The 19,015-nt window shown below is 60.5% G+C and carries 20 protein-coding genes; 15 read left to right on the top strand and 5 right to left on the bottom strand.

Features of this window, described 5'->3' with window-relative positions; genetic code table 11:
* Positions 1 to 43: 43 nt before the first annotated feature.
* Genes EN964_RS01230 through EN964_RS01220 form a run of 3 tightly spaced genes read right to left on the bottom strand, consistent with a single transcriptional unit; the run spans position 44 to position 5,506 of the window.
* On the bottom strand, positions 44 to 3,310 hold the full coding sequence (locus EN964_RS01230) for an error-prone DNA polymerase (protein ID WP_127266532.1): 3,267 nt from the start codon (positions 3,308 to 3,310) through the stop codon (positions 44 to 46).
* A complete protein-coding gene (locus EN964_RS01225) occupies positions 3,307 to 4,830 on the bottom strand; it encodes a DNA polymerase Y family protein (RefSeq protein WP_127266531.1) in 1,524 nt (507 codons plus the stop codon). Before EN964_RS01225 ends, EN964_RS01230 begins: the two co-directional genes overlap by 4 nt.
* Positions 4,742 to 5,506, bottom strand: a complete 765-nt coding sequence (locus EN964_RS01220; protein ID WP_127266530.1) for an ImuA family protein — start codon at positions 5,504 to 5,506, stop codon at positions 4,742 to 4,744. The genes EN964_RS01225 and EN964_RS01220 overlap by 89 nt, the downstream gene beginning before the upstream one ends.
* Before the next feature lie 558 nt (positions 5,507 to 6,064).
* Between EN964_RS01220 and EN964_RS01215 the strand changes: the two genes are divergently transcribed.
* The 6 genes from EN964_RS01215 to EN964_RS01195 all read left to right on the top strand — a co-directional run bounded on the left by EN964_RS01215 (position 6,065) and on the right by EN964_RS01195 (position 9,299).
* Positions 6,065 to 6,886, top strand: a complete 822-nt coding sequence (locus EN964_RS01215; RefSeq protein WP_236383366.1) for a hypothetical protein — start codon at positions 6,065 to 6,067, stop codon at positions 6,884 to 6,886.
* Between the two features lie 42 nt (positions 6,887 to 6,928).
* Positions 6,929 to 7,126 carry a hypothetical protein gene (locus EN964_RS01210; protein ID WP_127266529.1) on the top strand — a complete coding sequence of 66 codons (198 nt, stop codon included), beginning with the start codon at positions 6,929 to 6,931 and terminating at the stop codon, positions 7,124 to 7,126.
* Positions 7,127 to 7,848: 722 nt separating this feature from the next.
* A complete protein-coding gene (locus tag EN964_RS38070; protein WP_127266528.1) occupies positions 7,849 to 8,040 on the top strand; it encodes a hypothetical protein in 192 nt (63 codons plus the stop codon).
* Positions 8,041 to 8,052: 12 nt separating this feature from the next.
* Entirely contained in the window at positions 8,053 to 8,193 is a 141-nt protein-coding gene (locus EN964_RS01205; RefSeq protein WP_127266527.1) for an entericidin A/B family lipoprotein, read from the top strand.
* The gene (locus EN964_RS01200; protein WP_236383367.1) at positions 8,193 to 8,381 is read left to right on the top strand and encodes a hypothetical protein; all 189 of its coding nucleotides are present in this window, start codon (positions 8,193 to 8,195) and stop codon (positions 8,379 to 8,381) included. The genes EN964_RS01205 and EN964_RS01200 overlap by 1 nt, the downstream gene beginning before the upstream one ends.
* Before the next feature lie 693 nt (positions 8,382 to 9,074).
* Positions 9,075 to 9,299, top strand: a complete 225-nt coding sequence (locus tag EN964_RS01195) for a KTSC domain-containing protein (protein ID WP_164748849.1) — start codon at positions 9,075 to 9,077, stop codon at positions 9,297 to 9,299.
* Here EN964_RS01195 and EN964_RS01190 read toward each other — a convergent pair.
* On the bottom strand, positions 9,224 to 9,493 hold the full coding sequence (locus tag EN964_RS01190; RefSeq protein WP_236383369.1) for a hypothetical protein: 270 nt from the start codon (positions 9,491 to 9,493) through the stop codon (positions 9,224 to 9,226). The genes EN964_RS01195 and EN964_RS01190 overlap by 76 nt on opposite strands.
* Positions 9,494 to 9,534: 41 nt before the next feature.
* On the opposite strand from EN964_RS01190, the gene EN964_RS01185 reads away from it, so the two are divergent.
* The 4 genes from EN964_RS01185 (at position 9,535) to EN964_RS01165 (ending at position 14,261) form a co-directional block, all read left to right on the top strand.
* Positions 9,535 to 10,395, top strand: coding sequence for an ATP-dependent DNA ligase (locus EN964_RS01185; protein WP_127276117.1), 861 nt, complete (start codon positions 9,535 to 9,537; stop codon positions 10,393 to 10,395).
* Between the two features lie 87 nt (positions 10,396 to 10,482).
* Positions 10,483 to 10,914 (top strand): Ku protein, encoded by a 432-nt coding sequence (locus tag EN964_RS01180; RefSeq protein ID WP_236383371.1) that lies wholly within the window; start codon positions 10,483 to 10,485, stop codon positions 10,912 to 10,914.
* A 1,381-nt stretch (positions 10,915 to 12,295) separates the two neighbouring features.
* Entirely contained in the window at positions 12,296 to 13,549 is a 1,254-nt protein-coding gene (locus EN964_RS01170; protein ID WP_127266537.1) for a diguanylate cyclase, read from the top strand.
* Between the two features lie 475 nt (positions 13,550 to 14,024).
* Entirely contained in the window at positions 14,025 to 14,261 is a 237-nt protein-coding gene (locus tag EN964_RS01165) for a hypothetical protein (RefSeq protein WP_127266523.1), read from the top strand.
* Positions 14,262 to 14,674: 413 nt separating this feature from the next.
* Here EN964_RS01165 and EN964_RS01160 read toward each other — a convergent pair whose 3' ends face one another.
* Positions 14,675 to 16,015, bottom strand: a complete 1,341-nt coding sequence (locus EN964_RS01160) for a Do family serine endopeptidase (RefSeq protein ID WP_236383373.1) — start codon at positions 16,013 to 16,015, stop codon at positions 14,675 to 14,677.
* 285 nt (positions 16,016 to 16,300) lie between these two features.
* On the opposite strand from EN964_RS01160, the gene EN964_RS01155 reads away from it, so the two are divergent.
* From EN964_RS01155 to EN964_RS01135, 5 genes are all read left to right on the top strand, one after another.
* Positions 16,301 to 16,654: a hypothetical protein gene (locus tag EN964_RS01155; protein WP_127266521.1), complete on the top strand. Its 354-nt coding sequence runs from the start codon at positions 16,301 to 16,303 to the stop codon at positions 16,652 to 16,654.
* Between the two features lie 238 nt (positions 16,655 to 16,892).
* The gene (locus EN964_RS01150; RefSeq protein ID WP_127266520.1) at positions 16,893 to 17,363 is read left to right on the top strand and encodes an Hsp20 family protein; all 471 of its coding nucleotides are present in this window, start codon (positions 16,893 to 16,895) and stop codon (positions 17,361 to 17,363) included.
* Positions 17,364 to 17,436: 73 nt separating this feature from the next.
* Positions 17,437 to 17,946, top strand: coding sequence for an Hsp20/alpha crystallin family protein (locus EN964_RS01145; protein ID WP_013525023.1), 510 nt, complete (start codon positions 17,437 to 17,439; stop codon positions 17,944 to 17,946).
* Positions 17,947 to 18,017: 71 nt separating this feature from the next.
* Positions 18,018 to 18,785 carry an NADH dehydrogenase ubiquinone Fe-S protein 4 gene (locus EN964_RS01140; RefSeq protein ID WP_127266519.1) on the top strand — a complete coding sequence of 256 codons (768 nt, stop codon included), beginning with the start codon at positions 18,018 to 18,020 and terminating at the stop codon, positions 18,783 to 18,785.
* A gap of 12 nt (positions 18,786 to 18,797) precedes the next feature.
* Positions 18,798 to 19,015 (top strand): RNA polymerase rpb6 (locus EN964_RS01135; RefSeq protein WP_127276115.1); only part of this gene is annotated, 218 nt, incomplete at its 3' end.

The raw sequence follows: 19,015 nt of genomic DNA, 5'->3' as shown, positions 1-19,015 counted from the left end.
GACGAACCCAGCCATTGTTCGGCAGACCCGTTCTTGCACCGCCCTATTTGAAATCCCGTGTCTTCACCTTGATCTGGTCGATGTGCAGATAGGGATCGATAATATTCCGCGGCCTCGGCCCCTTCGGCATGCCGCGCGGATCGGGCGTCGGGCTGCCATGATGGAATTCGTCGCCGCGGCCATGCGGCAGGGGAAAGGCAGACTCACGATCGCCAACGCTGGCCAGATCGGCGGAAAGATCGCTCAAACGATGAGCGACAAGATGGACCACCTCGCCTTCCCTTTGGATGCGACCATAAACGCCAATCATGCCGGCGCCGAGCACGACCCTGCGATATTTTTCGAAGACCTTGACCCACACGACCAGATTGGCAATGCCCGTCTCATCCTCGATTGTGATGAACATGACGCCCTTGGCCGAGCCAGGTCGTTGGCGGACCAGCACGAGGCCAGCCGCCTCCAGCCAGTGCCCGTCGCGCGCCTGCATGGCCTCGCGACACGAGACGATGCGCTTGCGCCCCAGGTCGGCGCGCAGGAAGGAAACAGGATGGTCGCGCAGGGTCAGTCCAACATGTCCATAGTCCTCGACCACTTCGCCGCCGGCGGTCATCGCACGCAGCGCGACAAGGGGCTCCTGGATCTCCGATACCGTCCGCTGCTCGCGGCCGGAGGCCGCCGCAAACAGTGGCAGCGGTTCGTCGCGCAGTGCCTTGATCGCCCACAGGGCCTCACGCCTCGCCAGCAATAGGGATGGTTGGAAAGCGTCAGCCTGGGCGAGTTCAACCAGAGAGGCAGCAGGAACACCGGCGCGGTGCCAGAGGTCATCCACCGACGCAAAGGGCTGGTCTGCGCGTGCGATGACAATGGTCGCAGCATCGGCGTTGGCAAGACCCCGGACCATGCGCAGACCAAGCCGGACAGCGAACCGACCGTCATCGGCGGTGGGCTCGAGCGTGCAATCCCAACGCGAGGCGTTGATGCAGACAGGGCGCGCTTCGACGCCATGGTCACGTGCATCGCGAACGATCTGCGCCGGCGCGTAGAAGCCCATCGGCTGAGCGTTGAGAAGAGCGGCGCAGAAGACATCGGGGTGATGGCATTTCATCCAGGACGAGGCGTAGGCGATCAGGGCGAAGCTGGCGGCATGGCTTTCGGGAAAGCCATAGCTGCCGAAGCCTTCGAGCTGCTTGAAGGTCTTTTCGGCGAACTCGCGCTCGTAGCCGTTCTTCACCATGCCGCCGATCAGCTTGGCGCCGAAGCTGGAAACGCCACCGGTGTGTTTGAAGGTCGCCATGGCGCGGCGCAACTGGTCCGCTTCGCCTGGCGTGAAGCCGGCGCATTCAATCGCCACCCGCATCGCCTGCTCCTGGAACAGCGGCACGCCCAGTGTTTTTCCGAGCACCTTTTCCAGCTCTGGCTTGCGATAGACGACGTCTTCCTTGCCTTCACGGCGGCGCAGATAGGGGTGCACCATGTCGCCCTGGATGGGACCCGGCCGGACAATCGCCACTTCGATGACGAGATCGTAGAAAGTACGCGGCTTGATGCGCGGCAGCATCGACATCTGGGCGCGGGATTCGATCTGGAAGGTGCCGAGCGTATCGGCCTTGCGGATCATCGCATAGGTGCGTGGATCCTCGGCAGGGATCGTCGCGAGATCAAGAGTGATGCCCTTGTGCTCGGCCAGCAGATCGAAACCGCGCTTCATGCAGGACAGCATGCCGAGCGCCAGCACGTCCACCTTCATGAACTTCAACGCGTCGATGTCGTCCTTGTCCCATTCGATAACCTGACGATCCTTCATCGCGGCTGGCTCGATCGGCACCAGATCGTCGAGCCTGTCGCGGGTCAGGACGAAGCCGCCCGGATGTTGCGACAAATGCCGCGGCGCGCCGATCAGCTGCCTGGCCAAGTCCAGCGCCAGACGCAGGCGACGGTCGCCGAGGTTGAGGTTCAGCTCCTCGGCATGTTTCGGCTGGACGCCTTCGTCCGACCAGCCCCACACTTGCGAGGACAGCATCTTGATGAGGTCTTCGGGCAGTCCAAGCGCCTTGCCGACATCGCGCAAGGCGCCCTTCGAGCGATAGCGGATGACCGTCGAGCAGAGCGCGGCGTGTTCGCGGCCATAGGTTTCGAACACCCATTGCATGACGATTTCCCGACGCTCATGCTCGAAATCGACATCGATGTCAGGCGGCTCACGCCGCTCCTCCGAGACGAAGCGTTCGAACAGCAGGTCATTGCGGTCGGGATCGATCGAGGTGATGCCGAGCACATAGCAGACGGCGCTGTTGGCTGCTGATCCCCTGCCCTGGCAGAGAATGCCCTGGCTGCGGGCAAAGCGAACGATCGAGTTGACCGTCAGAAAATACGGCGCGTATTGCAGCTTCTCGATGAGCTGCAACTCGTGCCTGAGCGTGCCAACGACCTTGTCCGGCACGCCCTCGGGAAAGCGCTCCGTCGCGCCCTCCCAGGTGAGTTTCTCCAAGGCTTGCTGCGGTGTCAGACCCGGCAGCATCCGCTCCTCGGGATATTGATAGGCAAGCTCGTCCAATGAGAACCGGCAGCGCTCGGCGATCTCGATCGTCCGCGTGAGCGCTTCGGGGGAGCGGCTGAACAGCCGTGCCATTTCATCGGGCCGCTTCAGATATCGGTCGGCGTGCCGCTCGCGCCGAAACCCGGCATCATCGATCATCACATTGTGCCGGATGCAGGTGACGACGTCCTGCAGGATGCGCCGTGACGGTTCGTGGAACAGGACATCATTGGTGACAACCGTTGGCACGTGCGCCTGTCCGGCAAGATTGGCCAGATCGTGCAGCCGCAGCGCCTCGTTGGGACGGCGCCGCAACGTCAGCGCCATATAGGCGCGATCGCCAAATGCCTCGCGCAACCGCCTGAGCCAGAGCGCGCATTCGTCGTCGGCCTGGTCGGGCACGAGCACTGCAAGGAGCCCCTCGCCATAGGCGACAACGTCAGCCCAATGCAGCACGCATTTCGCCTTGCCGCCACGCTTCTTGCCCAGCGACAGCAAGCGGCACAGCCGCGAGTAGGCCGCGCGACCGGTCGGGTAGACCAGGATGGAAATCTCTTCCACCAGATCCAGCCGGCAGCCGACGATCAGCCTGACGCCGGTTGCCTTTGCAGCCTCGTGCGCGCGGACAATGCCGGCCAGACTGTTGCGATCACAGATGGCAAGGGCGGGCATTCCCATGCTGGCTGCTTGCGCGAACAGTTCCTCACAGGAACTCGCGCCCCGCAGAAAGGAAAAATGCGAGGTGCATTGCAGCTCGACATAGCACGCGTTCATCCGAAGATGCCGTGCAGGAACCAGCGATGCGAGCCGGTCGCGGTATCCTCGCCGTCGCCTGCGCGATAAATCCAGAACCGCTCGCCGGCTTCGTCCTCGACCTGGAAATAGTCGCGCACGGCAGTTAGCTCGGCGTCGCGCTTCCACCATTCGCCGAAAACCCGCTCGGGACCATCGGCGCGCTTGATCCGTCGACGGATGCCTTTCCAGGTGAAGCTCGCCGGAGGATGGTCCGGTAGCAGCGCAATGGCCTCGATCGGCTCCGGCACGGCAAACAAGCGAGCCGGACGCGGCCAATGGTCTGGCCATGCGTCGCCGGTCTCAGCGGATGCAGCGGCTACACGCCGGAAAGAACGCTCGGGCACATCGCTGGCAACCGGGGTAAACCGATAGAGCTTTTCCTCACCGACACGGTTGCCGAGTGTGTCGATCAAATCCGAGATGTCTGCATCCCGTTGCTCGATCAGCGACGAAACGGTCTGCCTGGGGGCGAGTGATTCCGCCAAGGGCGCGGACAGGCGCATCAACTCGATGCCGAAACCCGGATCGACCATCTCGATCTTGTCGCAGAGCAACCGTGTCAGCCGCTTCACATCGCGGACAGGCAAGGCCATGCCGACGCGAACGGCTTCGATGCGGTTGTCGACGCGGTAGAGCAGCAGGTCGAGCCGCCGGGCCCCGAGGCCCTTGGTCTCGAGATCGACACACAGCGCTTGAACAAGCTTGCCGACATAGCGCGCGATTGTCTCGGCCGCACCGATGGGCTCGCCAAAGGCACGTTGGACTTCGACCACATCCGCTGATCGCACCGGCTCAATCGGCTCGGCGAGGCGTCCAGCAGCCTGGTCAAGCCGGCGGCCGAGTTCCGGCCCGAAGCGCAACGTCAGTGGCGCGCGCGGCTGCTGCAGAAGCTCGCCTACCCTGTCGAAGCCGAGAACCCGCAAACCCCTGACGATTGCGTCGGGCAACCGCAGTGCCGCGATGGGCAGTGGAAGAATCGCATCCTGCGTTGCGTTGACGGCGACCACGCTGACGGTCTGCTTCACGTATCGCGCCACCGCATGAGCAGCACCCCAGCTATCCGCTATGGCTGCGCGCGCCGAGAAGCCGACCTTGCCGAGATGTTCGACCATATCGGCCAGCATCAAGCGTTCACCGCCATGAAGATGATCGGCGCCCGTGGTATCCATCACCAATCCGTCGGGAGGTTCTGCTGCGACAATCGGCGCGTACCGCCGCAAAGCCCACAGGGCCAACCGATCCAATGCCTGCGCGTCTGCTTCAGGTTCGGCATCCATGACCGCCAGCCCCTGGACGAGGGCCTGTGCCTTGGTCGCGGGCATTCCGACGCGCAGGCCCGCTTCCAGTGCCGCGCGATCCACCGCAGTCACCAGGCGACGATTACCGTGCCGCCCGACCAGCACCAAAGGCTTATCCGGTGGCGGCGAGACGTCGCCCAATTTCCTTTTGAGCCGGTCGGTCGACCAGCTTGGAAGGAATAGCGAGACGACCCTTGGCATCACAAGCCTCCACTTCGATATCGAGTGTTTCCCCTCCACGAGACCGGATCAGTTCAAGTTGCCATCGCGCCCGACCAACGCCGGGCACAGGCAGCGGTCGCGACGGCAGCACGGAAACCCGCCAGCGGGTGACAGACGCCGTCGGCTGCCCGAAATCGGCGGCTTCGGTCTGGCGGCGCCAGCGGCGGATGGCGATGCCCATCGCGCCGGAGCCTTCCGATGCCAGTTGCAACCGGCGCGAGGAAGTCATGGACAGGCGCGCCACTTCCGCGACCACCGCTCCAAGACCGACATGCCGCAGACCTTCCTCGAAGCAGGCGAGCAAGGATTTGTCGTCACCGGCTTCAACATAGATCACCCGGTCGGGATGCAGTCCGACCTGTGCGATTGCCGGCGCAAACAGATCCTGGCGCGTCACGCACCACAGCACCTTGCCTTGCGTCCTCGCTGCAATCCCGGCTGCAAAAAGCGACGCTGCAGCGCCATCGATCGCTCCATTGCCGCCGCCGGCAACTTCATGAAGTGCGCCAAGCGCCACACCCCCGCCTGGCAGATGACTGTCGATCGAGGAGATTCCGAATGGGAGCACCGCTCTTTTGCGCGCATTACCGCCTTCGAGACGCGCAATGCGACCTCGCAGATCGGAAATAGCAGCGTTTGGCGTCGATGCACTCATCTGTCCCCTGAACGCGACATGCTGGCGGAATGTTCCTCATTTGTTCCCTTCCTAATAAAGAGTCAATGGCATGGCGAGGTGGTGCCGCGGAAGAAATTTTGTCGCGACCGCCCGGTGGCACCGAAAGAACCGTTTGCCAGCAGGACGAGGCGTCGAGGCCACCTGTCCTGTTGGGATGTTCGCGCCGGCGGTTGGCGGCGCACAAGGAAAAACGGCGTATAAACCGCAGTCCCGCGCGCGCCCGCAATGGCGGACATTGTCGCGCGCGGGACGGAGGAAATTCGCCCCCGCCGCGGGCGGTTAACAGGACAGCCGTAGGAGCGTCAGCATAGCGCCGGCCGCAGGACGGGACGCGGGACCGACTGTCCCCGTCCGCAGTGGTCCGTGTAGCAGCGGCCATGAATGCAGTTGCGTTGGGATTGAGCACGAAGCCTCAACCGATTGCCTGATGTACGCTATCCTATTGAAAAAACTACCCTATTTCCAAGCCATCAGGAGTCTATTGACACCTTTGTTCTTATTTTGTTCACTGTGGGAGTTTGATAATGGAGGCGAACCATGGAACTTCGCTTGAACATTGAAGGTGCAACGCCCGAGGAACTGGCACGCGGGGTCACGGCAGCCGAAGCAGTCTTCGCGCGCGCCGGGATTACGGCTTTGCAAGGCGCGGAAGGTTTGTTCGCGTTGGAAGGCTGGGATATCAAAGGCTTTCCGGAAGACGACCAGCCAACCGAGGACGAGGACCAGGCTGCTTCGGTCTGGATGGAAGCCGACGAGGCTGCGACGACTGCATGTTGTGCGGGCTGGCCGGAGGATAAAGTTCCGGGCCATCAGATCATGGAGTTGATCGACGTGCCCCGAACGAGATTGCAGGCCGAGGCGCTCCCGGACACGTGGCCGGCGCGCAAACAGCTCTATCCCGATGTTGTCACCCGGTTGGAGACCACGACCGGGCCGGACCGCCAGATCGATTTCGATATTGCCTTCGTTCTTGGTTGGGTGCCCGAGCGGCCGACGCTGGATCAGGTCGAGCCGCTTTCGGAAAATGGCGACCGTATCCCCTTCTTCACCAGCAACCTCGCCCAGGTGGAAGAAATGGCTCGCAAGGCGCTCAAGGACTGGACGATCGAGATTGACCAGGACCCCTACGATGCCCACGTTTTCGATCCTGCAGCCAGCGAAGACGGTGAAGAATTGCGGATGGCGGCATGGCGCGATTTCGACGGCTCCCTGCTTATGGAGAAGCCACCTGCAAATCCTGCAATCGCACTGACCCTGGCGGATGCGCGGCCAGTCGATGCATTTCGATTAGCGGTGAACGGGTTACACGGCCATCGTCGATCGATCGTGCTTGGCCACTCCAGGTCGCACGCTGGATAGCTAAAAACCTGACCAGCCCACACCGCACCCGAGGAGAGAACCATGTCAGAAAAACCACCCTATATGCCGACCGGCATTGGAACAGGCATGATGAGCGACGACGAGACCAAGGTCGGCGTTCTGATATTCGAAACGGCGCAAGGGAACTTCGACTTCGCAGTCAATCTGCAGGCGGTCGATATCCTCACCAAGGCCATCAACAAGATCGAGATGCATCTTCGCTCCGGCAAGACGCGCTGAGTGTCCGACGATGTGCCAGATCAGAAAAGCCGAAGCCAGGACCTTCGGGAGATCACGCAGGGACCAGGCATCGTGCGGAGGGGCGGCTGGGCGTCGCAAATCCGTTGTCAGTCGCCGACTGGCTCGGCTGGAGGAAACGCTCGGAAGCCAGTGCTCTCGCGCACGACTCGCGGCGCCGGGTTGACGGACTGCCGCTGCGATCGATCACGACTTGCTCACGCTGCATGCCGGCGGTAGGTGGGCCCGGCCATGTAGCGCTCTCCCGTTAGCATCGTTCCCCGGATTTGGGGGGGCCGGCTAAGTCTTGGTCGACCAATTTCGACAGGACAGCCGTCGATCTGGATTGCCCGTTTGCCGTCCAACGCGACCGAAGTTCTTCGCCCGCTGGTTCGCACCGGATCATTCTCCGTCTTCTCTGCGACGATCGCGACGCGTGGCGTGCGTCACTGGCGGCCATTTTAGCATCAGCTTGACAAGTTAATTGCCCCAAAGCAGTTTCGGTGGGTGAAAAGGGAGGAACAGCTATGAAAAAAGCCTATGAAAAGCCAGTCCTGACCAAGCGGGGAATTCTTTCCTCAATCACGGCGCAAGTCATCGAGTCGGGTCTTTCTGCGACCTGAGCAGGTCTTTGACCACTGGAAGCCCGGTGGCTCCGGCTGGCGGGCTTTTTGGTCTTCAGGGCGTGGATTAGGTCCTGACCGACAAAGGGTGCTACATGGGCGATGAAGAATGCCCGCCCAGCGTACGTCTACGCACCACCGCTGATCGGCCTTCCGTTCCTGGCTGTGCTACTGGCTCTGGATGGGACGACCATCGCAACGCCCTTTGACACCGCAGATGAAGCGGCCGCCCACAACAAGGTGATGGCGGTTACAGGTGCGATACGGCAAAGCGGACTTGATAACCACAAATAGGAGAACCCGTCCATGAGACTGCTACGCATCACACCGGTTGTCATTCTTGCCTGTGCCTTGGCCCTTGCGGCCTGCGCCAACACCGTCCGAGGCGTCGGCAGGGACGTCAAATCGACGGCCAACGCAGTCGACGACACGGTCAATAAACCCTGATGCAGAGGACCGTCACGGTCATCGAGAAGACAACGGGCCGCGTGATCGGAGCTCTGCCGATCGATCTTGCGCAGCAGAATCACGAGGCTTCCGATGATCAGTATTTCACCAAGGCGTTCGAAGCCGCCATGGACAGCGGCCTTATTAGTGAGGCCGACAAGCATGCGGTTGAATTCCGGCTTGAGTAAAGTTGACGTTGCGACGGCTTTCTGTCGCGTATCGGGGTTTGTGGTTGCATGGTTTTGCACCTCAGCCATCCATCAGCGGTGAATCAACACACCGTCTAGTCCAACTATCCCTAGGCACGGCCCGCCGCTGCTATGAATGGGGCGGCGGGTTTTTGACCCGGAGGTGAGCAGCAGCCGCTACTCAGACCCACTCAGCAGAGCAAGTCGGCGTATTGGTAGGCGAACACTCTGCCGTTGCTCTCGTCGGTCACCTTAAGAAAGTAGTTTCCGGATCGGTGGAGCGTCAGGGACCTTTTCGTTGCCTGTGCGGCGGCGCAATAGGATGTCGGGGCCCCAGCCCGGTATTCCGCTATCACCTGGCCCGCAAGACATTCTCGGATTTGATACGCTACGGTCAGCCCCCGGGGTCCGAATCATACATTAGAGATATCTAACATTTCCCTTTTGGCGAGACGGGGTGTACTTTAGTTACCGCTGGGTGATCCTAGCGACCTACACTGCCCGCTGCCGAGAGGTGGCGGGCCTTTTTGTTTATCTGTGGAACGCCGCAATCCAATGGGAGTTGAAATTCTGTCACCGCCCCTTCCGTGGAGGCGATGATGGCCATGGACGTACAGCCGTGGTCGGCCCGCTCCCGCTTCCTCAGTGGGCGGGCCATCTCGCGGGCCGCTCGCTAGCAGCATCTGGTGCACCATGCCGTCAACCTCGATACGCAGGTTCGAATACAATCCGGGCACCAGGGTTCTATCGGTGTGGTTTGTAGCGAGCGGCAGGCAGTACGACTTTCTGGACGTGCCGCCTGATACCTACGCCGATTTTAAAACTGCCTTTGCCAAGGGCCGCTATTTCAACGATCGCATCCGCAACCATTTCGCGTTCCGGCCTGTGGCAAGCTCCGGCTCCAGCGGCTCATGCTGAGGCAGATTGTGCCAAGCGACCTGGCGGAAGTCGCGCATGTCGAACTGCTGGCCGCACACCGGACAGGTCATAAAATTGTTGAGCTCGTCGGCAGGCTCGCCGCCGTGCTGCTTGCCGGGAATCGGCGGTCCAAGGTCGGATAGCTTCGTCATAACTGTCAAACATTCAATTCGTCTAAAATGTTCCGGAACCATTTTAGCGCGCGCTAATTGAATCACACTATGCGAGTCGGCGCATGCCTCTGAAGTTCATCAAGCCCATGGAGCCCGAGCTGGTCGACACGCCACCGCAAGGCGACGAATGGCTCCACGAGATCAAATTCGACGGGTATCGCACCCAAATTATCAAGGATGAAAACGGGATCCGGCTGTTCACCAAGAATGGTTACGACTGGACCGGCCGCTACATCGAACTTGCCGGAGAGGCGGAGGCGATCGAGGCGGAAAGTTTCATCATCGATGGCGAGACAATCACGGTCAACGAGGCCGGCCTGTCCGACTTCCACGCCCTGCAATCAGCCGTTCCCCGCCGTGAGCCGTCGCGGGACCTGTATTTGGTGGCGTTCGATCTCCTGCACCTGAACGGGCATGATCTGCGCAACATGCCGGTGGAAGACCGCCGCGAGATCCTGCAGGCATTGATACCAGCCGTCGGGCGCATTCAGGTCAGCAAAGCCATGCCCGGCACTGGCGATGCGGTTTATCACCTGGTCGACAAGGCAGGGCTGGAGGGCATGATCTCAAAGCGCAAGGACAGCGTCTACCGCAGCGGGCCGACGATGAACTGGCGCAAGATCAAGTGCTATGCCGAAAAGGAAATGGACATCATTGGCGTGCAGCGCGAGGCCGGAAAGCCCGCGATGGTGCTCATGGCCGACAAGGGTCGCTATGCTGGCGGCGCTTTCGTTGCCTTTAAAGCCGACAAGCGTCAGCGACTATGGGATCGCGTGCAAGGGAAGGTCGGCGGACCAGTGCCCATCGGTCTAAAGAAAGAAAAGGCCGAATGGCTTAAGCCTGGTCTGGTCGGTCGCGTGCGGTTCCTAAAGGGCGAGGAAAGGCTCCGCCACGCCAAGCTGCTGGACTACCGTGAGGAATAAGCTGGCGACAAGGTGCTGCCCATGACGCGGAACAGAACCGTGTGCCTGACTGACGTTGTGCCGAGATCAAGGTCTAGGAGAAACGGCATGGTTGCGCCCCGCGCGGTGTGGAAGGGCTTTCTGAGGGTCGGTTCCGTGTCGTGCGGGGTCAAGATAGTGGGTGCCACAAGCGAGGCATCGAAAATCCACTTCAAGATTTTGAACCGCAGCGACGGTTTACCCGTCAAGAGTGCCTATGTCGACGAAGGGACTGGCGATGTTGTCGAAGTCGCGGATCAGATCAAAGGCTACGAGGCGGACAAGGGCGAGTTCATCCACGTCGAGCCGGACGAGATCAAGAAACTGAAACTGACGTCGCAGCACACACTCGATGTCGATTCCTTTGTTCCGGTTGCCGAGATCGACACGCGCTATCTCGAAAAGCCATACTACTTGATCCCGGCTGACGGCGCCTCGCTGGAGGCCTTTGGCGTCCTGCGCGACGCGATGGCCAAATCCCGGAGGTTACGGGCAGCCTAGACACATCGGGCTTTGTTGCCGGATTGCCGTTGTGCCCGTAGCTATAGGTCTCGTCGTTTGGTCACTCCTTGTGACCAACTGGTCGGCGTGGTCACCGTCACCCAAAAAATGATCGTGCCGACCTGGCCATGGACCGAGGCCATGTGAGATTGCGTGGATGATCGTTGCTTTAATCTAGCGCAATGTAGCGTTGAGCGGAAACGAAGTAGGCCCGCCACTGAGGACACAAACAGCGGCGGGCCTTGCTTTGAGACCTGGCCCGGGGAGCCAAGCTGCAAACCCAACTTCGATTTCAGAAACAGGTTCCAGGCCTGCAGAAAAAACTTAACGCTTGCTGGCATTGCATAGGCCCGCCACCGGGTCTCGGAACCAGAGGCGGGCCCTCGCACCAGAGCTTGGTCGTTTCAAGGAGGGAGTCGTCCTCACCAAGCACATCCCGAACTTCGACTGCAGATGCATGTTCCTCAGGTCAGTTCAAATTTATCGCCCTGGGGTCAAAATGCTCGTGCGAGCAGCAGGCATCTAGAGCGGCGTTTTCCTCGCGCCCACGACGGTCGGCCACGGCCGGATGCTCGATGGCCTCGGCTATCTCGATCGAAGTCCAACCCGCTGCCATGACTTTAAAGGTCCATTCGGTGACCTTCTGGCTATCGTGTCGCGGTCAGGATATTCGTCCTGTCGCCCGCGGGAATTATGCGCTGCGTCTCAGTCGGTCGGGCCTTTGGGCTTCGTCTCGGAACGTAGCTCCGTTGAGGAGACAACCGGTGAGAGATCACGTCGAGCAGATGCAGGCACTCAGTCAATTCTTGCCGGGCCGATTTTCCTTGGATGCTTCCAAGTCCAGCTGGGCGCGACTGGCGTGAAGCAAGGCCGCGATCAAATTTTGGTCGGCTGACTTTTTGCCGGTGTATAGGCACACAAGCTCGCGGGCCTGGACCGTCGAATCGGATTCCGGGCTCTCCCTGATGGCTGACGTAAGAGCCCGGGAGAGTATGTCGAAATCCAACAACGAAATACCCGGTCGGCTTCCTTTCATGGCCAAATCCATCCTGTTGGTCTGCAGGCAATACTCGAAAGGTCAATGATGACGAGAATCGGCATCACCCCCATTCCTTCACGTGCTCGACTTCAGAAGCTCCCGGGACATCTCGCCGAGCCCGGCGGCGGCGTGGATAACCGCGGTGCAGCGCCACCGCAATTACAAAGGTTAATTCGGCTACGCGCATCGAGGATCAGATGGTTTGGGACCGAGTGTTCGCAAATCACAGCTATAAATCAAATCTTCAGGGTAAGTTGACATGATTGCCCACCGCCGACCGCCTATGGCTTGGATAGATGTTCAGGAGAAAGCAGCGTAAGGCCTATCGACTTGTCAGATCTGATGCCCCCCGATGTGCAGGATGATCCTGCCCTAGCCGCTGAGGTCGACCGGCTTCTGGCGCGCCGTACGCGCGAAATCAGCCTGCGTGGCGAGATCGAACGCCTATTTCGAGTACGTGTCTGGTCGCAAACGGCCAAAATCATCCGCGCGTGGATGATCTGGGTGGCATTTTTGGATGTGCTGACGTTGGCACTGAACGCGGCGTTGCTTCCATGGGTCGTAGCGCAGTCCATGCTCCTGCCCGGCGCCATCATCCCGCCCGTGGCGTTGGCCGTCGTCCTTGTTTGGCGTAAACCGCAGGCGCCTTGGCTCCAAGGAACCTCGCTGATCGCAGGCATGTTCCTTATCTTGTTGTCAGTCGCATTGGTCGGAGCAAGCGCTGGTGGCGAGTTCTACGAACGGCAATTGAACGTCATGTTGTTCGTGGCCATTACAGCCATCATAATCTTCGGGATCCCCCTGGCCTGGACGATGACTATCGCTGCGCTGGCGCTCGGACTTTATCTCATGCTTCAACTGCAGAACCCGGCCATCGCGCATGGGAGTGCAGTGGCTGGGACGCTGTTCTTCGCCAGCGGTATCTTTGCAACGGTGGCCGCGCGGCGCATCATGACAATTCTCGCTCAAAAGACTTTCCTGTTTGAGCTTCGCGACCGACGCAGGGTCGCCGAACTGGCGAAAGCCAATGATCGACTGGTACTCCTGGCGAGGACCGATCCACTCACCGGCATCTCCAACCGTCGCTGGATGACGGAAACACTCGAGCACCTATGGGGAAGTGATAAACGTTGCCTTGCCGGTGCCGCGATGCTGATGTGCGACATTGATAACTTCAAGAAGCTAAACGACCACCTCGGCCATGCGGAGGGAGATCGGTGTTTGGTAAAGGTCGCAACTATCTTGAAGGAAAACGTCAGGCGTGATCGCGATCACGTTGCCCGTTATGGCGGCGAAGAATTCCTCGTGCTCCTGCCCGGGGTGAACGAGGAAGAGGCCGCCGCTGTGGCTGAACGAATGCGTAAGAGCGTCGAGGCTGCCGCTTTGCCCAACCCTGGATCCCGCGTGTCGCGCTGGGTCACTCTGAGCATTGGAGTTGCCGTTCAGACCGCTGAGGCGATCTCGCCGGAGCAGTTACAGCAACGGGCGGATGCCGCACTTTACCTGGCCAAGCAGACCGGCCGCAACAGGGTGCTGCTTCACAGACCGGAGTTATCCGCGCGCAAACATATTCGGCCGGGCAGCCTTGGGGCATAGGCGTGGCCCGAGATCTGCTCTTCTGAATCGCGGGGTTCCCGTGCGTCGATGATAACAGGTTAGTTCAGGGACTTTGGTCCACCGAGACGACCCAAGGGTTCCCCTGTATCTCCACATCGCGCCCGGCAGACCACGATTTTCGAGAATAATCCCCTGAAACGAGTTTCCGGGTTGTTGCGAACACCCATAGCCGATTCCCGCTGCGTGGATGGTCCAGTAGGAGTTCCACCAAGTGGCCTCAGTGATGGGCGATCATCTGGATGATTTGCCGAGTCTTCGCAAATGCCGAGCGCATGGGCTCCGTCGATTTCTGCGCCCTGCGCCCTATGTTGCGCGCGTTTGGCCAGGTGAATGGCGCCATTACGCAGCCTCTGATCTTGCGCAAGGGAATCTTGCAACAGCCCTCATTAGATCGGTTGCAAGTGCTCCATGAAATCTCCATCTAGTTGGGTTGTAGTCAGAACGCGGTCAAACGATGACACGGCAAGAAGTTCTCTCCGTCATTGGATTAGCCGACGATATTACAGTTGCGGAGATCATCGCAACGGGTGCGTCGATCGAGGAATTGAGCGAGGCGTGGGCGTGGGCTTTTGCTGACGACGCGTTAATGGGACAGGGGCGCCCACTTCCGGGAACACGAGGGGCCGCGCTTATTGACTTGCTTAAGCCCGACGAGGACGACCCGGCTGAACCGGGCACCCGTCTGGAATAGATCAGCAATGGAATGTGCAATTCGGCCCTGTCATCCACGGCAGCGTTGCAGGCACTTTCTCAATGAAGCCGACCTTTGGGCCCGGTTCAGTTCAGTCAAAGGGCTTGCGCGTGGCCTTCAGACTTCCCACCATCGTACGAGTAGCATCACAAGGCCGCGCACGCGCTCAGGAGCGGATCGCACCTTGTTCTTGTCCAGGATGTGCTCACCGATGCGCCGAACCTAAGGTCGACTTTGGTCTCGCCGACCGATGCGTCGCAGGTCGCGTGTGCAAAGCTGCAGAACAGCTCCGGCAGCCGCATGTTGAAACGGACCGCCACCTAAAACACACCGCTCATCAGCTTCACAACTCTGGTGCGCCCGGTAGGGGGCCAGGCCAGCAGCACAGATCGCGACGCCCTCTGGCCTGTCAGTCAGGAGTTTGCCACAGCAACGAAAAGCGATTGTCCCTGCCGGTCGATACGGAACAGCATTGGTCTTTTCTGCTGACGGGATTTCGCCCATTCCTCACGGACGTCGGACGGCTGGGTCATGTTTCGGTTGTTGGCCGACACGATAACGTCGCCTGGCCGGATGCCGCTTTCGGCTGCAAGACTGTTGGGAGCGACATCCTGGACGAACACGCCCGTCCTGTCGGCCTGCAGGCCGAGTTGCTGGCGCGCATCGTCCGGAATGGGGCTCAGTGATAGACCAAGGCGCTGGTCTTCTGTCCCCAGGCTTGGAATGGTACCGGTCGGTTCCTCCTGATCCCTGCGCTGATCGACAGTCAGTGACAATTCCTGGTGTGTGCCGCCCCGGTTCATTGTTACGGTCACTTTCGATCCCGGCTTTTGGCTTGCTGCCGCCAGCGTCAGGTCATGGACGCCTTGGATGTCCTTGCCGTTGAACCGGGTGATCACGTCGCCGGCCTGGATTCCCGCTTTCTGCGCCGGGCTGCCAGCCTCGACAGAGGCAACCAGCGCTCCCTTGGCGCCCGGCATTCCGAGCGCCTCGGCGATGGAGGGCGTGATCTCCTGAAGACGCACGCCGATGAAGCCGCGCTCGATGCGGCCAGTGCTGATCAGCTGGTCGACGATAGTCCGAGCGGTACGCGAGGGCACCGCGAACCCAATGCCTATGCTGCCGCCTGACGGCGACACGATTGCCGTGTTGACGCCGATGACTTCGCCGCGCGCGTTGAACAAAGGACCTCCCGAGTTACCTCTGTTGATCGAGGCGTCAGTCTGCAGGAAATCGTCGTAAGGACCGGCCTGGATATCGCGAGAGCGGGCAGAAAGGACGCCGACAGTGACCGTGCCCCCGAGGCCGAAGGGACTGCCGATGGCGATGGTCCAGGCCCCTGGTTGCATCGCGTCCGAATCCCCCCAGGCCGTCGCCGTCATGTTGGGCCGAGGATCGACTTTCAATACCGCGATGTCAGTTGCCGGATCGCGGCCCACCACCCTGGCGGGCGCCGTCTCCTTGTCGGAGAACACGACATGAATCTCAGTTGCGTCGGCGACGACATGGTTATTGGTGACGATGTAGCCTTCGGGACTGATCACAAAGCCGGAGCCGAGTGCTTCCCGCACCTGGGGCTGGATACGCCCTGCCCCGTCGAAGGGATTGAGAAAGCCGTTGAGCGTCGTTTGATCCTGGATGATCTGCTTGGTCGTGATGGCGACAACGGCTGGCAGCTTCTGACGCACAATTGCGCTGAAGTCGTTCGGAATTTCCTGTGCGGTGGCCGGAGCAAGGCCGCCAGTCGAGAGCATCAGGGCTCCTGTGATCAAGCCAATGCACAAGTTCCTGGAGAGGTAAGACATGACTGGTTCTCCTGCCGGATTCGGGTCCTTGATTTTCGTCCGACGCCAGAACTGAGATTCTCGCCGATTGTTTCACCGGCCCGATAAAATGGTTCTAAGGCGTTGACGACGGGGATGTGACCCGTGCCGAGCCATTGAAACCTGCTTGAGACGTTCCAAAATTTCGTCTGGCGGGAATCGCGAGAGCCGCCAAACTCAACCACGCAGGAGATTGTCTGAAGCGGAGGACCATCAATGGAAGCAGCCATTTCGACCCATTTTGCCTCGATTGAACCCGTGGCCCCTGACGTTTTTCTGGACCGCTTGCTGCATCCGGCACGGCATTTCAAACACCCCCACGACGTTTTGGCCGACGTTGCCCTGGACGTTCAGGAGAAGCGCGCCATCCTTTCGTCATGGGCGTCGGATGCCTGCGCGGTAGAATCCGTGCCAGCGCTTCGCATGCTGCCGGGGGCGGGTGAACCGGTCAGCTTCGATGCGATCATGGATGCGTTGCAACAATTGGATCAATCGGAAGAGCTTGCCGGTCCTGATGGCAGTGACAGCGCGGTGGTGGCCGGGTTCGTGCCATTCATCGATCGGATTTAAGCGCCACATAATTGTTCCTGCACCATGGATCCGTCGGCGAGTGACCCCGCCGGCGGGAGGGCGGCATGGGTGCGTCGCCCGGACTGCCGCTGAAAATTTTCCTATTCTTCCTCTTGAAGGTGCAAGTCGCGATTCTAAATTTGATAGTCGCCGGTCGCCCGATGGGGCCGGCAGACCAGGAGGCGGCAAGGCTCTTGGCGCCTCCTATGATCCATGTTGCTCAAAGGAGGATGTGGTTATGAACCTCGATTTTACCCCCCTGTACCGGTCCAGCATCGGCTTCGACCGCATGGTCGACATGCTTGAGAATGCGAGCCGTGTGGCCTCGTTCGACAACTGGCCGCCCTACGATATCGCCAAGGTTGATGATGATGACTATCGCATCACCATGGCGGTCGCCGGTTTCTCGCAGGACCAGCTCACCATCACTTACCAGCCCAACATGCTGGTCGTGAGCGGGTCGCAATCGGGCGATGAGAACGGCCAGTATCTCTACCGCGGCATTAACGGGCGCGCTTTCGAGCGTCGGTTCGAACTGGCCGATCATGTCAAAGTTGCTGGCGCCAGCCTCGAGAACGGGCTGCTGAGCATCAATCTCAAGCGCGAGGTTCCCGAGGAGATGAAACCGCGCAAGGTCGAGATCTCCAGCGGGGCTCGCATGCCGAAGATCGAAGCGCCCAAGGTCGAGACCGAGAAGCTGGCGGCCTGAGCAATCCACTATGAAGGCATCGCTTGAGCCGGGCGTCCGGCCCGGCTCAGAGACCTACGAAAGGAGAAAGACAATGAGCGTACGTGACTTGATCCCATGGGGCCGGGGCAACGGAAACTCGGCGCCCAGTCTCTTCCCTGATGGAGATCGAGACCCCTTCGTCTCCCTCCACCGGGAGGTAAACAGGCTGTTCGATGACGCCTTCCGCAGCTTTGGCGCCAGACTGCCGGCCTTCAGTCCCTCTTTTGCCGCCACTTGGCCCAGCGTGGAGATTTCTGACACGGACAAGGAAGTCCGCGTCACGGCGGAAATACCTGGCCTGGACGAGAGCGACATAGAAGTCCTGCTGGACAACGGGGCGCTCAAGCTTAAAGGCGAGAAGCGTTCCGAGACCGAGGACAAAGACCGGCAGTTCTCCGAGCGCTTCTACGGTCGCTTCGAGCGCCTCATTCCGCTCGGCTACGAGGTCGAGGAAGACAAGGTCAACGCCGCCTTCAAGAACGGGGTGCTGACCGTGACCTTGCCCAAGACCGAGCGGGCGCAGGCGAAGGCCAAGCGGATCGCAATCAACGGCAAGAACTGACGCACGGCAGTATGAGCAGCGGCCGTAACGGCCGCTGCTCATACCACCCTTCATTATGGGAGGGACAGACAATGGAGACAGTTCAAAGCAGCGACATCAGAAACCCAACCAAGACCTCCGGCCGGCCGGACAATGACAATCGGCCTCGTCTCGACGAGCCGGCTTTGTCAATGGGGCGGTCAGTGTTTCCGGATGGCGTGACGGCACGGATCTACCAGCCATGCCGCTCGGCCACGACCTCAGCAAAGCCCCGCAAGGACTGGCGATTGATTTTCGAACCTCGCACAGCCCCGTTCATCGAGCCGCTGATGGGCTATACGGGCGGCCGGGACACCCTGACCCAGGTTCAACTGGATTTTCCGACGCTTGAGGCGGCGATCCGTTATGCGGAGCGCCAAGGCCTCAACCACGTGGTGCAGGCTCCATCTTCTGGCTGCCAGGCCAAGGTCAGCAACAGGCAAGCATCGGAGCAGAGGCACGTCTTTTCCGACGTGGTTTGGCAACGGCTGCAATTGGCATGGCTTCAGGCAAGCCACAACTATGGCGCTGGTGCAAAGGCAGCGCACATACAGACGGCGCTTTCCGAGCCCGAGACATTCTACGCCTCTCCGATGGAGGTCGTGGATGACCCGGTACTCGCACTCGACGAGAAACTTGCCGTGCTCAAGAACTGGGCCTGGAACGAGTACCTGATCGACCTGGCCACCGCAGAAGGCATGCCGGAAAATGCACGTCCGACGCGACGGGACGAGGTTGAACTCGCTCTGCTGGCCTTGGAGGGCCGCACCCAGAGATTCCAGACTCGGCTCAGCCCGGTATGCTCCCGGATAGCCGCATGACTGGAGGCAAGAATGGACCCACTGATCGACTTCGACGCCCAACGTACGATCCCGAACCCCTTCGCGCTTGCGGTCGCGGCAGCGGGCCGGGCGCGCGGCGCAGCGCCCCGGTTGGCGGCCAGCCCGAAGAGCCGGCCGCATCTCGCATTGAGTGAGATCGCCGGCAATGCGTTCGAACCTCGGGAGATCGAATCCTTCCTCCTGACTGAGCCGATCTCGCCGAAGGGCTG

The organism is Mesorhizobium sp. M7A.F.Ca.CA.001.10.2.1, from assembly GCF_003998575.1.
Classification (GTDB): domain Bacteria; phylum Pseudomonadota; class Alphaproteobacteria; order Rhizobiales; family Rhizobiaceae; genus Mesorhizobium.
Note: the sequence above shows the minus strand (reverse complement) of the source record. Positions and strands in the feature narration are given on the sequence as shown.

Bases quoted from the DNA above. Each gene is read 5' to 3' on its own strand.
- EN964_RS01230 (WP_127266532.1), bottom strand. From the start codon at position 3,310: ATGAACGCGTGCTATGTCGAGCTGCAATGCACCTCGCATTTTTCCTTT.
- EN964_RS01225 (WP_127266531.1), bottom strand. From the start codon at position 4,830: ATGCCAAGGGTCGTCTCGCTATTCCTTCCAAGCTGGTCGACCGACCGG.
- EN964_RS01220 (WP_127266530.1), bottom strand. From the start codon at position 5,506: ATGAGTGCATCGACGCCAAACGCTGCTATTTCCGATCTGCGAGGTCGC.
- EN964_RS01215 (WP_236383366.1), top strand. From the start codon at position 6,065: ATGGAACTTCGCTTGAACATTGAAGGTGCAACGCCCGAGGAACTGGCA.
- EN964_RS01210 (WP_127266529.1), top strand. From the start codon at position 6,929: ATGTCAGAAAAACCACCCTATATGCCGACCGGCATTGGAACAGGCATG.
- EN964_RS38070 (WP_127266528.1), top strand. From the start codon at position 7,849: ATGAAGAATGCCCGCCCAGCGTACGTCTACGCACCACCGCTGATCGGC.
- EN964_RS01205 (WP_127266527.1), top strand. From the start codon at position 8,053: ATGAGACTGCTACGCATCACACCGGTTGTCATTCTTGCCTGTGCCTTG.
- EN964_RS01200 (WP_236383367.1), top strand. From the start codon at position 8,193: ATGCAGAGGACCGTCACGGTCATCGAGAAGACAACGGGCCGCGTGATC.
- EN964_RS01195 (WP_164748849.1), top strand. From the start codon at position 9,075: ATGCCGTCAACCTCGATACGCAGGTTCGAATACAATCCGGGCACCAGG.
- EN964_RS01190 (WP_236383369.1), bottom strand. From the start codon at position 9,493: ATGGTTCCGGAACATTTTAGACGAATTGAATGTTTGACAGTTATGACG.
- EN964_RS01185 (WP_127276117.1), top strand. From the start codon at position 9,535: ATGCCTCTGAAGTTCATCAAGCCCATGGAGCCCGAGCTGGTCGACACG.
- EN964_RS01180 (WP_236383371.1), top strand. From the start codon at position 10,483: ATGGTTGCGCCCCGCGCGGTGTGGAAGGGCTTTCTGAGGGTCGGTTCC.
- EN964_RS01170 (WP_127266537.1), top strand. From the start codon at position 12,296: ATGCCCCCCGATGTGCAGGATGATCCTGCCCTAGCCGCTGAGGTCGAC.
- EN964_RS01165 (WP_127266523.1), top strand. From the start codon at position 14,025: ATGACACGGCAAGAAGTTCTCTCCGTCATTGGATTAGCCGACGATATT.
- EN964_RS01160 (WP_236383373.1), bottom strand. From the start codon at position 16,015: ATGCTCTCGACTGGCGGCCTTGCTCCGGCCACCGCACAGGAAATTCCG.
- EN964_RS01155 (WP_127266521.1), top strand. From the start codon at position 16,301: ATGGAAGCAGCCATTTCGACCCATTTTGCCTCGATTGAACCCGTGGCC.
- EN964_RS01150 (WP_127266520.1), top strand. From the start codon at position 16,893: ATGAACCTCGATTTTACCCCCCTGTACCGGTCCAGCATCGGCTTCGAC.
- EN964_RS01145 (WP_013525023.1), top strand. From the start codon at position 17,437: ATGAGCGTACGTGACTTGATCCCATGGGGCCGGGGCAACGGAAACTCG.
- EN964_RS01140 (WP_127266519.1), top strand. From the start codon at position 18,018: ATGGAGACAGTTCAAAGCAGCGACATCAGAAACCCAACCAAGACCTCC.